This is a genomic window from Pseudoflavonifractor sp. An85 (genome assembly GCF_002161235.1).
Lineage (GTDB): Bacteria > Bacillota > Clostridia > Oscillospirales > Oscillospiraceae > Enterenecus.
In genome coordinates, this window is sequence record NZ_NFHE01000044.1 from 1 (window position 1) to 14794 (window position 14794).

General features: G+C 59.2%; 11 protein-coding genes. 6 read left to right on the forward strand and 5 right to left on the reverse strand.

Features of this window, described 5'->3' with window-relative positions:
• Positions 1 to 103: 103 nt before the first annotated feature.
• On the forward strand, positions 104 to 466 hold the full coding sequence (locus B5G37_RS13295) for a sulfite exporter TauE/SafE family protein (protein WP_087258581.1): 363 nt from the start codon (positions 104 to 106) through the stop codon (positions 464 to 466).
• A 44-nt stretch (positions 467 to 510) separates the two neighbouring features.
• Here the strand turns inward: B5G37_RS13295 and B5G37_RS13300 are convergent, their stop codons facing one another.
• The gene (locus tag B5G37_RS13300) at positions 511 to 2421 is read right to left on the reverse strand and encodes an alpha/beta hydrolase (protein WP_087258583.1); all 1911 of its coding nucleotides are present in this window, start codon (positions 2419 to 2421) and stop codon (positions 511 to 513) included.
• Positions 2422 to 2708: 287 nt separating this feature from the next.
• On the opposite strand from B5G37_RS13300, the gene B5G37_RS13305 reads away from it, so the two are divergent.
• Entirely contained in the window at positions 2709 to 3707 is a 999-nt protein-coding gene (locus B5G37_RS13305) for a LacI family DNA-binding transcriptional regulator (RefSeq protein WP_158099428.1), read from the forward strand.
• Positions 3704 to 4858 carry an MFS transporter gene (locus B5G37_RS13310; RefSeq protein ID WP_087258589.1) on the forward strand — a complete coding sequence of 385 codons (1155 nt, stop codon included), beginning with the start codon at positions 3704 to 3706 and terminating at the stop codon, positions 4856 to 4858. The genes B5G37_RS13305 and B5G37_RS13310 overlap by 4 nt, the downstream gene beginning before the upstream one ends.
• 63 nt (positions 4859 to 4921) lie before the next feature.
• Here the strand turns inward: B5G37_RS13310 and B5G37_RS13315 are convergent, their stop codons facing one another.
• Positions 4922 to 5608, reverse strand: a complete 687-nt coding sequence (locus tag B5G37_RS13315; protein WP_158099429.1) for a Crp/Fnr family transcriptional regulator — start codon at positions 5606 to 5608, stop codon at positions 4922 to 4924.
• Between the two features lie 344 nt (positions 5609 to 5952).
• Here B5G37_RS13315 and hpdB point away from each other — a divergent pair, with 344 nt between their 5' ends.
• From hpdB to hpdA, 3 genes are read left to right on the forward strand one after another with little or no spacing between them, the layout of a single operon-like run.
• Entirely contained in the window at positions 5953 to 8226 is a 2274-nt protein-coding gene (hpdB, locus tag B5G37_RS13320) for a 4-hydroxyphenylacetate decarboxylase large subunit (protein ID WP_242962896.1), read from the forward strand.
• Positions 8227 to 8242: 16 nt separating this feature from the next.
• The gene (gene hpdC / locus B5G37_RS13325) at positions 8243 to 8509 is read left to right on the forward strand and encodes a 4-hydroxyphenylacetate decarboxylase small subunit (RefSeq protein WP_087258595.1); all 267 of its coding nucleotides are present in this window, start codon (positions 8243 to 8245) and stop codon (positions 8507 to 8509) included.
• A gap of 4 nt (positions 8510 to 8513) precedes the next feature.
• Positions 8514 to 9452: a 4-hydroxyphenylacetate decarboxylase activase gene (gene hpdA / locus B5G37_RS13330; RefSeq protein WP_087258598.1), complete on the forward strand. Its 939-nt coding sequence runs from the start codon at positions 8514 to 8516 to the stop codon at positions 9450 to 9452.
• A gap of 45 nt (positions 9453 to 9497) precedes the next feature.
• Here hpdA and B5G37_RS13335 read toward each other — a convergent pair whose 3' ends face one another.
• From B5G37_RS13335 to B5G37_RS13345, 3 genes are all read right to left on the reverse strand, one after another.
• Positions 9498 to 11900 (reverse strand): NPCBM/NEW2 domain-containing protein, encoded by a 2403-nt coding sequence (locus B5G37_RS13335; RefSeq protein ID WP_158099430.1) that lies wholly within the window; start codon positions 11898 to 11900, stop codon positions 9498 to 9500.
• Positions 11901 to 12127: 227 nt separating this feature from the next.
• A complete protein-coding gene (locus tag B5G37_RS13340; protein ID WP_143482958.1) occupies positions 12128 to 14326 on the reverse strand; it encodes a transglutaminase-like domain-containing protein in 2199 nt (732 codons plus the stop codon).
• A partial coding sequence (locus B5G37_RS13345; RefSeq protein WP_143482959.1) for a DUF58 domain-containing protein occupies positions 14323 to 14794 on the reverse strand: 472 nt, incomplete at its 5' end. The genes B5G37_RS13340 and B5G37_RS13345, both read right to left, overlap by 4 nt.

The following is a 14794-nucleotide window of genomic DNA, read 5'->3' on the forward strand; positions in this document are numbered from 1 at the left end:
GGGTTCTCTCCGGGCGGGTGTTTGACCGCATCCCGGTGACTTGGCTGCACCGGGGCTTTGGCCTTCTCATGCTGTATGGCGGGATACGGGCGGTGCTGCTGCTATGAATATAGTGGGCTTTTTGGTGGGGGTGGCCACCGGGGTACTCAGCGGCTGCGGCGTGGGGGGCGGCACCTTGCTGGTGCTCTACCTCACCGCCGTGGCGGGGGTGGGGCAGTACCAGGCAGGGGGCATCAACCTGCTGTACTTTCTCACCTGCGCCCCGCCTGCCCTCATGGCCCACAGCAAAAAGGGGCTGGTGGCGTGGCGGGGGGTGCTTTTGTGCGTAGCCACCGGCATTCCTGCGGCCCTGGCCGCCGCTTTTGTGGCGGGGAATATGGACGTGGGACTGCTGCGCCGCCTGTTTGGGGTATTATTGCTCTATGTGGGCGTAAAAGAGCTGTTTCATGGGAAACCTGCAACATGACAGAAAAAACGGGGATGCCGTGCAAAGCACGGCATCCCCGTTGGTTAGTTGGCCAGGGCGCCCACGGCGCTCTGGGTGCTGGGCAGAGCAAGGCTTTGCCCGGCAAAGGTGACCCACACAATGAACAGGGCGCATACAATGGCGCCCACCCAAATGCGGCGGGTCTTGACGCTGAAGTGGGTGGAGAGGATGCTGTTGATGCCAAACATGGGAATCAGGGAGAAGCAGATACACATAAAGCCGGAGTTACCCATGACAAAGGGGGTTTCCCGGTACAGGAACATGGGTTTCATGGCCACAAAATATACCACATTCCAAATGATGTACATGACGGTCAGTCCGCCTACGCCCTGGAGCACGCCAACCAGCTGGTTGATGAGCATATGTTTGCCTGTAATGGTACCGGTGGAATCGTCCTTGCGCAAAATGGCGGAGAAGGCCAGGGAGCCGCACAAGAAGCTGAGGAAGAAGGGGATGAAGTACTGCACAAAGTACACGATGCGGTCCAGAGAGAAGGTACGGATACAGGAAATGGGGGTGGCCATTTCCACCAGAAGTACCGTTTCCACCAGCCGAAGAGCGGCAAAGGAAACCACAATGAGCACCACGGCATACACAATGGTTTTGGCCAGATACTGCCCCAGAGCCTTCTTGTCCCGGCCAAAGGTGAGGCCGTAAACCTCCAGATTCCCCCCGTGCTTTTTGCCATACACAAAGTGCCAGACCAGGAAGACCACCAGCATCAACACGGCGTTGGCCACGGTCCAGATCAGGTAGCCAAAAGCGCTGGGGTTAAAGGGGAACAGAGCGGATTGGGAGACCTGATTCTCCCCGTACACATAGCAGGGTACAAAGGTAATGACGGGGATGATGGTAAACAGAATGATGAAAAAGGCGCGGTAAACCGGGCCCCGTTTGCCGGAAAGCTGCTGAGTTGGGGCGCTTTTCTCGGCAGTCAAGGGGGCGAAGAAGGGGGCGGACATCAACAGGCTGGCAAAAGCCAGGATGGCCATGACAAAGCCAATGGTCTGAACGATACCCCCTGCATAGCGCAGCATCCATACCTGGTTGGTGGCATCAATCCAGGAAGGGGCGGGCATGGAGGAATGGAAGAAGTTCAGGGCATTTTCAAGGGCTTTGGGATCGTCCACCGTGGTCACGTGGGTGCAGTCCTCCAGGGTATAGAAAATGCGCATGGTACCGTCTTCCCAACTGCCCACGCCGGTGTTGACGTACTGGGCAATGTCAGCGCCACCCCACATCTCCCCGAACAGGGCTGCGGCAGCATCCCCGTGAAGATAGTCATAGTTCCATTCGGTACCCATGGTGTGGTGCAGAAGGTCCTGGCCACACTCGTCATAGCGGGACATATTCAGGCCAATGTTGGTATGGGTCACTGCTGCATCCAAATCTCCGCCAGTGACGGAGGGGCTCATGTATCCGTTGAGCAGAATGGCCTTCACGTTATCGGGGTAGGCCTTGGCCATGCCGATGGCGGCGTTGGAGCCCTTGGAGTGGCCGGTTGCGCCCAGCTGGGTCCCATCCACAAAGTCCAGGGTCATTAAGTATTCAGCTGCGGCAATTCCGCCGTAACTGCCGTCCCCTTCCGCGTCGGGGACGTAGTCCGATTTGCCGTGACCTTCCATCTCCAGGGCCAGAACCACATAGCCCCGGCGGGTCAGCTCAATGTTGAACGCAGCCAGCGCGGAAGAATACCCGTTGTTGCCATGGGCGGTGACAATGGCAGGAGCAGGCGAGTCCGGGGTGGCGTTGTCCGGGACATAGAGATATCCGCTGATGGTGTAACCGGCTTGGTCTTGGAAATACACATGTTCCACTGGAACACGGCCAAACTGATGCTCGATGAGAGAGGCAAAGATGGCGCCCAGGAGGAACAGAGCCAGACCCAGAGCCAGCCAACGACAACTTTTTTTGGTAGATTGTGTGGTTTTCATCGTGATACTCCCTTCCAGTTTTCTCTTGACAGGGTCAGACCTGACAGGTCTGTGAAATGGGCCGGATATGTGAACGTTCACATATCCGGCCAAAAATGTGAACGTTCACACGTTCTGGGCATATCTTACCATGCCAAGGACCTAAAAGCAACCCAATTCCCCTGTGACTGCCGGAGAAAAACGGGCGGAAAATCTGTGAAAAGTACACAAATTGACATTACTTGACGGAAAAAGAGACGGGAGGATATAATACACATAGTTTCACGAGAAAAAGGATGTGGTTGGAGATGACCATCAACGATATTGCCAAAATGGCCGGTGTTTCCCGCATGACGGTTTCACGGGTACTCCACGGAGGGTACGTCAGTGAGGCGGCCAGAGCCCGAGTGGAAGAGGTCATTGGCAAGACCGGGTATGTGCCAGATGTCCGGGCGCAGGCACTGCGCTCAGGCAGCAGCAAGCTGGTGGGCATCTTGCTTCCTGCTTTGGACTCGGAGGTTGTGCGCAATATTGTGGAGAAACTGATTGAGGGGATGGAGCGAAACGGGTATCAGTCCATTCTCTTGCGCTACGGGGGCTCCATACCCCGCATGCTCCAGCAAATCCAGGCTTTGAAGGGCCGAGGGGTGGATGGAATGATCCTGATGATTATGACGGACACCCAAGAGCTGGTCCAGGCGGCAACGGAGTTTCCTGCTCCGGTGGTCACCATTGGCCCGTGTGCTCTGCCCGGTGTTTCCGGGGTGGTCCACAATGATGAGGCGGCCTTCCGACAGATGACAGAGCAGGTGGTGGAGGCGGGGTATCAACGAATCGGGACGCTGTTTCCCGGGGACAGTTCCTCCATGACTCAGCTGCGCCGAAAGAGTGTGGAACAGGTGCTGAAGGAACGGGGCATCCCGGTGTGTCAAGAGTGGATGATTCAACTGGACTATGAAACGCTGCCCCACACCGAATATGGCGTCCCCTTGGGCCAGCAGGTGTTGGCCCTGCGGGACCGGCCCCAGGTGTTTATTAGCGCATCAGATCGCATTGCCTTTGGGGTCAAGCAGCACCTCCAGGCCAACGGAATACAAGTTCCACAGGAACTTGCAGTGACGGGAGCGGGAAATACGGAGTTGGCACAGCTTACCCAGCCGCCGTTTCCCACCATTGATATGAACATTCCCCAAATTGTCCAGTTGGCCCAGAAGTACTTGCTCCAACAGATGCAAGCGCCCAAGGGAGAGCGGGAGATGTTGCGTGGATGCGTAGAGGCTACCGTAGTGTGGAGGGGGCTTTCGTGAAAGCGTGGCAAAATCTGCGGTATTCCGTGATGGGAATGACGTTTTGCATCAGCATGACCCATCAGCTGACGGTGTACGTGATGGGGCTGCGCTTTATGGACATTGACCGCTCGTTGCTGGGTCAGGGGCTGCATTTGAGCTTGTTTTCCATCGGGGCCTTACTGGCGCGCACGCTGCTGTTGACTAAGGGGAAATCCGCAGCGCCGCACAAGGTCGTGTGTTTGGGGATGGGCCTGACCCTAGCGTGTATGGCTGCATACAACGGGATGCAGGGCAGCGTGTGGGTGTCTGCGGTGCGTGTGCTGCACGGCTTTGGGTTTGGGCTGGCTGGGTCGGTGGCGCCTCTCTTTTTTACGTTTTCACAAGCCTCCAAGGATCGACAGGCCAGCGATTATGGCCTGAGCTGTGCAGCGGCATCCTTGGTGGGGCCTGCGGTGGGGCTGTGGGTGTACCAATGTTTAGTGCCTTATGGGTTTGGTGTAGTCAGCGGCTTGGTGGGCGGATGCGCTCTCACCGCTGCTTTGCTGGCAGGAAGGAGCCGCTGGGTGCAGCAGTCCAATACCGCCGTGCAGCAAGATGAGCCCCAGGGGAATCCACTGTCTGGCAAGATGTATGGGATTTTGGTGGGGCTGCTGTTGGTGACGCAGATTTTGGGCAACTTCTTTACCGCAGTTTTGCCCGCTTATGCCAAGAGCAATGGCTCGCTCAGCGACATCTCCTTCTTTTTCGTGGGTTCTGCCGTAGTCGGTCTGGTGGTGCGCCACTTCTTCCCCCATATACGGCAACGAATCCCGGTTCCGCGCATGCTCATTCTGGCATTTTTCCTGTACAGTCTCGGGGTGCTTTCCATTCAAATGTGGCCCACCATTGTGGGGTATACGGTGGGCGCTGTGGGATATGGGGTGGCCAATGCGGTGTTTATGACCGCCTTTTATTTCGTCCTGATGCGAAAGGCCAGCCCCAACCAGGTGACCAGGATCAGTTGCTTGTATCTCTATGGCATTGACTTAGGGGTGATCTTGGCCGGGTCCATCTGGTCTTTTGTGGGCGTATACACCTCTACGCAAGTGGTTTTTGGCGTGGCTGTGGGCCTTGCCTTGGCATGCGCTTGGGTGTTGACGCGCCCCAAAATCCGTCTGGCGGTATCTTGAAGAAAATGGTCAATTCTGCAAATCAAAGAGCTGTTTGCCAAGGGTTAGGCAAACAGCTCTTTTTTACGGGCCCACCGATTGATAAAACTGCCGGATGTTATGGGCCATGTCCTCCAGAGTGGCCAAATCCCGAATGTGATAACCCCGGGGGGCTTTTTCCAAAATCCCCGCCTCTTTCCACCGCCGAATGATGTAGCACAGGGTGCGGCGGCTGATGCCGATTTCCTCGCTGATGTCGTCCAGGGTCATGCCCTCCATGTGATTTTGGTGGGTGACGGCATAAAAGGCGGTGTTTTCCTCCAGAGAGAACAGATTCAGGCTGAGAATCTTGCGGTACATGTGATAGGTGCGCTGGCTGGTGCCCTGGTAGAAGCGCAGGGCGAAGTCGCCATGCTCCATGAGTTGGGTGAACACCTGGTCGGGAAACTCCAGGTAGACGCAGGGGGTGCGGGCCACAATGGTGGACTCAAAGTTATACCCTCGCAGCTTGCTGATGTGGCCGGAAAAGGAGCCGCTCTCCACCTCGTCCAGCAGCAGCCGACGGCCGTTGTAGGCAAAGCTGAACACCTTCATGCGCCCCTGGAGGATGTACACGATGTGGTAGTCATCCCCTCCTGCATCGGCCACGCAATCTCCCGCCTGGGCATGGCGCAGGTGGATGCGCCCCTGAGCATAGAAAGGGGCGATATAGGGATAGATGTCCAGTTTTTTGATCTCTGAAACATCGAAGTTCTGGGCAGAATCCTTCATATCGTGGACATTCCTTTCCATATGGTTGAAAACAGCATAGCACAACGGAAAAAATTGTACAAGGGAAAATTCTCAATAGAGTGCAAATTGCACTGTCCTCCACCGGCCAAATTTCTATAATGATATCTTGCAATATGTAAGAAAGGCAGGTCGGTGATTTTGCAGACGAACGAGAGCAAGCTTCAGGAGATCCTGAATGCCCGTGGCATTACCCCTGAGCAAATGAAAGAAGTGCAGGAGCAGGAGATCCCTGCCGCTGCTGAGAGTTTCCAGCGGATTATGGACATCTACTATCTGCTGAAAGTGACCGCAGATATGGAGAGCGCCTATTGGTATAACCGCGTGTGGTGGGCGCGGGCGGCGGCAACGTCACCGAGAGCTACGGCGAGATCATCTCCATTGCCAAGAAGTTCGGCATGCGCAAGGAGGACATTCCCGTGCTGGTGAAGGTGTCCAAGTACTGGGACGGCATTTCCGTGGAGGACATTTCGGATAAGTACGCCAAGACTTTGCCCGGTTACGGCCAGTTCAAGTCCATCATGGACAGCGTGCTGGTGATGTTCGACTCCTTCGCCATTCCCCAGGGCCGTGAGGTGATGAACTACTATGTGCCTCTGCAGTACGGCTTTGACCGCATCATTGAGATGTGCGAGGAGCGCATGGCCGAGACCATGGGAGAGGCCGACGGCGACGGCATTCTGGGCATGAGCCGTGGTTACTACTATGCCGCCATGAAGGAAGTGGTCAAGGGCCTGAGCCAGTGGTGCGAGAACTACGCCCGCAAGGCCGAGGACCTGGCTTCCCGGGAGACCGACGAGGCCTACAAAAAGAACTACCTGGAGATTGCCCAGGTCATGCACAACATTGCCCACAAGCAGCCCTCCACCTTCCGTGAGGCTCTGCAGATGACCCTGTGTCTCCACCTGGGCGTGGTCAACGAGGACCCCCAGTCCGGCCAGTCCATTGGACGTCTGGGCCAGGTGCTCCAGCCCTTCTATGAAAAGGACATCGCCGAGGGTGTCACCACCGAGGAAGAGGTCATTGAGCTGCTGGAGCTGTACCGCATCAAAATCACCTGCATTGAGTGCTTTGCCTCTGCCGGTGTGTCCGGCGGCGTGCTCTCCGGCAACACCTTCAACAACCTGTCCCTGGGCGGCCAGAACTACGATGGTCTGTCTGCCGTCACCCCTCTGGAGTACCTGATTGTGGAGGCTGGTATGCGGGCTCAGACCCCCCAGCCCACCCTGTCCATCCTGTACGATGAGAAGATGCCCGAGGATTTTTTGATGAAGGCCGCGGCCTGCACCAAGCTGGGCATGGGCTACCCCGCCTGGATGAACAACCAAGTGGGCATGAACTTCATGCTCCGCCAGTATGGCCCCGAGGGCATGGACTTGTACGACGCCCGGGCCTGGTGTCTGGGCGGCTGCCTGGAGTCCGCACCCGGCTGCTTCCAGCCCCTGGAGTACAACGGCAAGGTGACCATGATCCCCGGCGGCGCCTCTCCCACCTGCGGCACCGGCATCCACTTCACCGCTCTGCCCAAGGTGCTGGAGCTGGTGCTCACCAACGGTCTGGACAAACGTACCGGCAAGCAGGTCTTCCCGCCCCACAATGAGAAGATCGACTCCTTCGAGAAGCTGGTGGACCTGTGGAAGAAGTACCTGGACATCAGCAACCGCATTGTCAACAAGGTCAACAACATCCAGATGGATGTGTGGCGCAAGTACAACATGCCTGCGGTGAACTCCCTCCTGAAGCCCGACTGCTTCACCAAGGGCCAGCACATCGGAAACTGCGGCTCCCGCTACAACGCCTGCATCAACTTCGAGTCCTGCGGCACCATCACCTTCATCAACTCCCTGGCTTCCATCAAGAAGAACGTCTTTGACGATCACAAGTACACCCTGGAGGAGATGACGGACGCCATGCTCCACAACTTCGGCTTCCGCACCGCCTACGACACCGGCGTGTTCTCCCCCGACTACCGGGAGAGCACCGACCAGGCCGACAAGTACGCCGCCATCTTCGCCGACTGCATCAACGCCCCCAAGTACGGCAACGCCGACCCCTACGCCGACAACCTGCTGCGGGACTACCACATGTACCTGCTGCACTACCTGCCCACCATCGAGTCCTTCTTCGGCAAGCCCGAGTACCTGTGCCAGATCTCCGTGTCCACCCACGGTCCCCAGGGCTTCATCACCCTGGCCACCGCCGATGGCCGTCTGGCTGGCACCACCTACTCTGACGGTTCTGTGTCTGCTGCCGCCGGCACCGACAAAAACGGCGTGTATGCTCTGTTTGAGTCCGCTACTGTCTACGACCACTCCCAGAACCAGAACGCCCAGATGAACTTGAAGCTGCACCCCTCCGCCGTCCAGGGCGTCCAGGGTACCCGCAAGCTGCTGGAGCTGGTGCGTACTTACATGCGAAAGGGCGGCTTCCACGTCCAGTTCAACGTGGTCAGCTCGGACACCCTGCGAGACGCCCAGAAGGAGCCGGAGAAGTACCGCGACCTGATGGTGCGCGTGGCTGGCTTTACCCAGTACTGGTGCGAGATCGGCAAGCCCATCCAGGATGAGGTTATCTACCGCACCGAGTACGAGGAAGCATAAGAGGGAGGACTTTGACATGAAACACGTAGATTGTGTAAACTATATCAACTTAGACTGCGAAAAGGGTATGTGCGCCCTGAGCAAGCAGATTGTCCCCATCGACGGCGAGGGGAGCGAAGCCTGCCCCATGTTCAAGGCCGCCCCCAAGTGCGGCAACTGCGCCTGCTTCCAGGGTGCCGACGACCACGGCATTGGCACCTGCACCGGTTTTGAGAAGGAAAACTGGTCCTACGCCAACTGCGGGGCCTTCTGCTGCGAGCACTATAAGGCTGTCCAGGAGTAAGAACATGGCAGCCAAGGGAAACATCTTCGACATTCAGTCCTTTTCCGTCCATGACGGACCCGGATGCCGCACCACCGTGTTTTTGACCGGCTGCCCCTTGCGCTGCCAGTGGTGCGCCAACCCGGAGAGCTGGATTGGCGGCAAGCACCTGATGTATGCGGTGAATGTGTGCAAGTGGGATAAGGGGTGCAAGGTGTGTGAAAGCGCCTGCCCCGCCCACGCCATCACCCTCACCGGGGACGGCCCGCCCATTCTGGACCGGCACCAGTGCGCCACCTGCACCACCTTCGACTGCGTGTCCATCTGTCCCAACAACGCCCTGAAGCAGTGCGTCAAGGAGTACACCAGCGGGCAGCTGTTGGACATCCTGCGCCGGGACTTCAGCAACTGGGGCACCAACGGCGGCGTCACCTTCAGTGGCGGCGACCCCATGGGCCAGCACGAGTTCTTGCTGGAGGTGCTGCGTGGCTGTAAGCAGATGCAGATTCACACCGCCATTGAGACCAGCGCATACTTCCCCACCGATGTGTTTTTGAATGTGATGCAGTACATCGACTTTGCCTTCATTGACGTCAAGAACATGGACACCCAGGCCCACAAAGCGGGTACTGGGGTGGGCAACGAGCAGATTTTGGCCAACATCCGGGCCTTGAAGGCCAGCGGCTGGACGGGCCGCCTGGTGCTGCGCCAGCCCACCATCGGCGGGTACAACGACAGCGTGGAAAATGCCCGGGCCCTCATTGCCTTCATGAAGGAAAACGACCTGTGGGAGATCAATTTGCTGAAATTCCACCGCTTGGGTCAGACCAAGTGGGAGCAGTTGGGCAAGGAGTACGCCTACGCCCAGGGCGGGGACGTGACCATGGAGCAGCTGGAGGCGTTGCAAAGCCTGTATCTGGACGCGGGCATCGCCTGCTACGTGGGAAATCACACATCCTTTTAACAAAAAGCACCCCAAACCATTTGGTTTGGGGTGCTTTTTAATCTATCAAGCTTTCGCCCGCTTGCGGGCCACCACCACAGCGCACAGCGCCAGGGAGGCGCTGCCCAGCATGGCCACAAAGAGGGGCAGCATGTGGGAGTCGCCGGTGACAGGACCCTGCTCACCGCCTTGGGCAGGGGTGACATCGGCCAGCACGTAAGTGCTGAAGTGGTCCAGGTTGGCGGTGACGGTGTTGGACTTCTTGTTCACCGTGATGGAAATTGCCTCGGTGGAACCGTCCTGGGCCACATAGAACAGCTTCAGATGGTCCGCGGACAGGTGGGAGGGAATCTCAAACACCACCTGCACCGGTGCGCTGGGCTGCACGGCCACGCCGTCCCGCAGGGCGGTGAACTCAAACACCGCCAGCTGATGGGCCTGATCCTTCAACGCGGACATTGCCCGGTCAAAGATGGTGCCGCTGAGGATGCTCTCCACCTTCACCACCGTGCCGCCATGGAACACCACCTGGGCATTGCCCAGAGTCACATTGCTCTGCACCCCATGGGTGTCCACTACCACGCTTTGGTCAGGTGTGGAGGGCTCGGGGCTGGGCTCAGGAGTGACCTCAGGGGAAGGCTCGGGAGTGACCTCGGGAGAGGGCTCGGGAGTGACCTCGGGAGAGGGCTCGGGCTCAGGGATGGTCTCGGTGACCACAATGGTGATGACACCGGTGGTCACGTTGCCGTGGCGGTCGATGAGCTGGTAGTGGAGCTGGTGGGTGCCGGGAACATACTTGCCGTCGGCCTGGGGCAGGGGGTCCACCACAAAGTTGTCAGAAGTGAGGGCAAAGGTGCCATCCTCACTGTCCACACCCTGCAAAGCGGTGTAGATATCAAAGACATCGGTGTCTGCAATCTCCAGGGTGGTCTCAGACAGGGCGGGGGGATTTTCCTCGGGGATGGTGTCCACCCGGCCGGAATCCCGGAAAAAGGTGAGACCGCCGATGCCGGCGTGGTTGTTGCCAGCGCCCTTGTTCAGGGAGTAGATGGTCACGGAGAGGGTGTTGTCGGGCAGCTGGAGGGAGATGTGCTCGTACTTGGTGTACCAGCCCAGGGTGGCGCCCTCATAGATCACCTGGGTGCCCTCGGTGGTGGTGATGGCCACCTTGGCGGCTACTTTGCCGTTGGAGCCCCAGGCGGTGTTGGCCCGCACGGAGTTCTTGATGCCGAAATCAAAGGAGAGGTACTTGTAGTTCTGGCCCTCCACGTTGAAGGTGATGGAGCCGGCCTCATTGATGTACATGCCGTTTTCATACCACTTCTCGGCGCTGCCATCCCACAGGCCCAGAGGGGCTTGGGTGCCCGCGTTGCCGGTGGAGGAGGTGACGTCCTGGAAGTGCTTCTGGTCGGCCTCTTCTCCGGTGACCCGGACGGTGAGGCTGGAGGCGTTGGTTTTGCCCTGGTCGGCGATGGCATAGGTGACCCGGTAGTAACCGGCGGCCAGATCGCTGGAGGAGCCGGAGGCGGGGAAACTGCCGATGTTGGCCTTTACCACGTTGCCCTCCTGGTCCACCTTGTCCACGGTGAGCTGGATGTTCTCCACGGCAAAGTCCTGGTTGAAGATGCTGCCGAAGTCGGAGATGTAGGAGTACAGGTCGTAGGTGGTGCCAGCGGGCAGCAGCACCTCATCCTGGCTCAGCTCCACCCACACGGAGGGGTAGCGCAGCAGGCTCTTGTCATACTGCTGGGAGCCAAAGACAAACCATTTGTAGTGGCGGGGCTTGAAGTTGCCGCCCACGCTCAGGTTGCCCTCCATGTCCTTGGCGGTGACATACTCCAGAATGTTTTCCGGGGTGACCTGCCAGCTCTGGTTGAACTCCAGGTCGTCCACGGCCAGATAGGGGGCGTTTTCCGCCTTGGTGAAGTGGGCGTTGGCCCACACGGCCATGTCGTTGGCGTTGGAGCCCTTGGCGTCCACCACCAGCTGCAGCACCTCCACCTGGGTCAGGTCGATGTTGACGTGCTGGGCTTCGGTGGAGTGGGTGACGGTGCCGCTGGAGTACACTTGTTGGCCGTCAGCCAGGATTTTAAACTCCACCTCTCCGCCGGTGTTGCCTACCGTGGCATTGAGGCCGATGTCGGCTTGGAAGCTCTGGTAGCCGTGTTCTTGAATGTCAATAAAATAGAGGCTGGCGTAGGAATTGGAGGCGGGCACGGTGAGCAGCCCGGTGTCATAGCGCACCTCCTGGCCATCCTGAAGCAACGTCAGGGGATTCCCAGCGCTGTCCTGATCTTTCAGGAAGGTCTGGCAGCGGGAGGCGGTGGGGGTCAAAGAACTCAAGGGAACATCCATCACGGGGGCGGATGCCTGGGCTTGAAGAGTGCTGTACAATTCCACTCCAAAAGCGGCCAATACACCACTGAGCACCAGGGTGCCGCTGGCCAATGTTCTACGTCTGATCTTCATGGCAGCCTCCATCTGAAGTTAAAGTAATTTCGGTGTTGGCTTAAACCATACGATTCAGGACTATACCACAGAAAATCTATTCCTTCAATAGGAATTGTAGGGAAACGAATTTGTTTGTCAGGCCAGCTAGTTTCATGGCGGAAAACCGGTGGTAAATTGGGGGAAACAGGAGTAGGGAAAAGCACCCCCCATGGAATCCACGGATTCCATGGGGGGTGGTGTTGGTATTACGGGTGATGTTTTCCCCCAACGGGGAAGAGTAGCCCCAGCAAGAAACGTTTCCACCAGGGGGCGGCATGGCGTAGCCGGGAGACCTCTGTCTGGAACTGGCCCAAGGCCAACTTGCGCTCTTCTTGGGTCAAAGTGTGCTGACTAAACCGGGCTTTCCGGGCCAGAGCCTCGGTTTCTTCGCCTGCCTTACCACCCCAGCGCTCCAGCTGTCCGAACCAGCGGTAGGCCCACAAGACAGCGGCGTTGGTGTCCGGCTGGTGGAGCATCCGCTTCCAGCTCCGGCGTCGCACTTGGCGCACCAGTCCCAGGGCGGTCCCAAGGGCCAGAATGGGAACCAGCCACACCAGAGGAGCTAAGAAGGTGCCCCATTCCGGACCCTGGGTGGTGACCTCAGGGGTGGGCGTGGGGGTTGCCGTAGGCGCAGGAGTAGCAGTGGGTGTGGGAGTAGTTACTGGTGCGGAACTGGGGGTGGGGTCCCGGGGAAGGTTGGTAGTGGTGGCGGGAGTGACCTCCACGGGGTACCAGCCGTACCCATTCAGGTAGATTTCCACCCAGGCGTGGGCGTTGGAGTCCATGACCATGGTGGCGTACACAGATTCAACCCCTGCTGTGATATAAGAGGTGGAGGGGACATCCGCCGAGTATCCGCTGACATACCGGGCGGGAATCCCCTGGGTGCGCAGCAGCAGGGTGGCGGCGGAGGCAAAGTGGACGCAGTAGCCCCGGTGGCTCTCCTCCAAAAAGTAGGTGACAAAGTCCTCATCGGTGGGGGTGCGGGGGGTGAGCAGGTCGTACTGGGCGTTGCGCTCCAGCAGCTGGGCGATGAGGGAGGCGGTGTTGAGCTCGGAGGCGTACACGCCGGTGGCGGTGGCTTGTATGGAATCCCCGCTCTGCTCCAACTCCTCTGTAGCCTGGGTGAACCATGTCAGAAGCTGGCCGGCGATCTCATCGGGCACTTCCAAATAGGCCTGGTAGGCGTCATTTTGCGCTGGGTCAAAAGAGGTGATAATCAGGGGGGAGGGCTCCTCCTCCAAGGGGGTGTAGCCCACGGTGTACTGTTGTTGGGCAGTGGGGAAGGACACTTGCTGATCTGGGGATACCAGCAGGTTTTCCACCTGTACGGTCTGGTAGGGCAGGCAGGCAACGGAGTTGGGGGAGTCCAGGCGGGTGATGGTGGCGGTGGCAGGGGGCACATCGCCGTCATAAGGGGTCAGATCCTCGGTGGACACCGTCTGCGCCCCCGTCCACGCCCAGCCCGTATAGTCTTGGTAGATGCGCTCCCGCAGGTAGAGGGGGCCGGGGCGGGAGGCGGACACCCGGAGGATGCTTCGGCCAAGGTAGTGCCGGGGACCGGCAGAGGAGAAGAAAAATCCGGTGGCGTAGGAGTTGTCCCCGGGACGGACCAAGGTGTTGGAGTTGTCCGGTTCGGCCTCCTTCTCCCCGGGCAGCAACGCCAAGCGGTTGAGCTCTTCCCGGAGGTGTGCGGCCCAGGCGGGTTGGGTGTAGTCCTGAAAGGGGAAGAGGAAAAGAACCGCCCCAATGAGCGCCAAGGAGACGGGCAGGGCCACCAGCATCACCCGGGCGCCCCCGCTGGGGTTGTCCCGGGCGGTGAGGTTGGACAGCAGCAGACAGGCCCAACCGGCGCAGATGACCAGCATGGAGGGCCAGTCCAAATCCACCTCGGCCAGAAAAGCGGGGAGCAGCCAGGGCAGGGTAAGGACAAAGGTGAGCCAAACTGTGCGCAGGCGCAAAATGACCCAGCCCAGGGGGAGGGCCAGCAGGGCCAGTACCACCCCCAGAAACAGCTGCACCGCGGCCCAGTGCTGGGGCTCAGGCAGGGGATGGGTCAACACATAGTGGCTGGAAAATACGGTGTATTGATCCCAAAAGTCGGAAAAAGCTGCCCAGCTGGCCCGGGCTCCGTAGAGAAGGATAGATTGGTTGTAGACCACAAACACACCGGTGGCCACCAAGACCAGGAGCATCGCCCACACCCGGTGGCGGGGCAGGGCCCAGATCACCGTGGAGACCACACTCCACAGCAGGCACAGACCCACCACGGAGGGAAAGGCGGCGGGGAGCTGGTAGACCACCAGGGAAAACCGGAGGATGGAGGCCAGCAGCAGCATCAGCACCAGCCCCCCGCTCAACAGGGACAGGGGGGTGGGAGCGGGACGTGTGCGGGGGTTGCTCATGGGGCATCCTCCTCTCCGGCGGTGATGTGCAGGCGGGGTATTTGGCCCAGACGGGACAGATTCAGGGGAACAGACGGGGACTGAGCCGGGGCGGGATGGGAAAGAAGCACCGCCATGGCGGCCATCAGCTGGGTGCGGGAGGCCACTCCCAGCTCTTGTTGCCCCCGCACCGAGTCCAGCCAGAGGATGGTGTGGGACATGCCCTGTTCCAGCAGGGCATGAGAGACGGTCCACAGGCGGCCCAACACCCGGTCCAGGCGCTCCCCGTCCCCGTACAAATCCAAGGTCACTGCCGCCTGGGGCAGGCCGTATTTGGCCGGTTCCCGCACCACCAGACTGTCGTGCTTGGAGGAGAGTTTCCAGTGGATGGCCCGCAGCGGGTCGCCGGGGCGGTACTCCCGCAGTTCATAGTCCTCCATGGAGGGGCTTCCACCCCAGGTGGGGTGGTCCTGGGGGGAGACTTGGGGG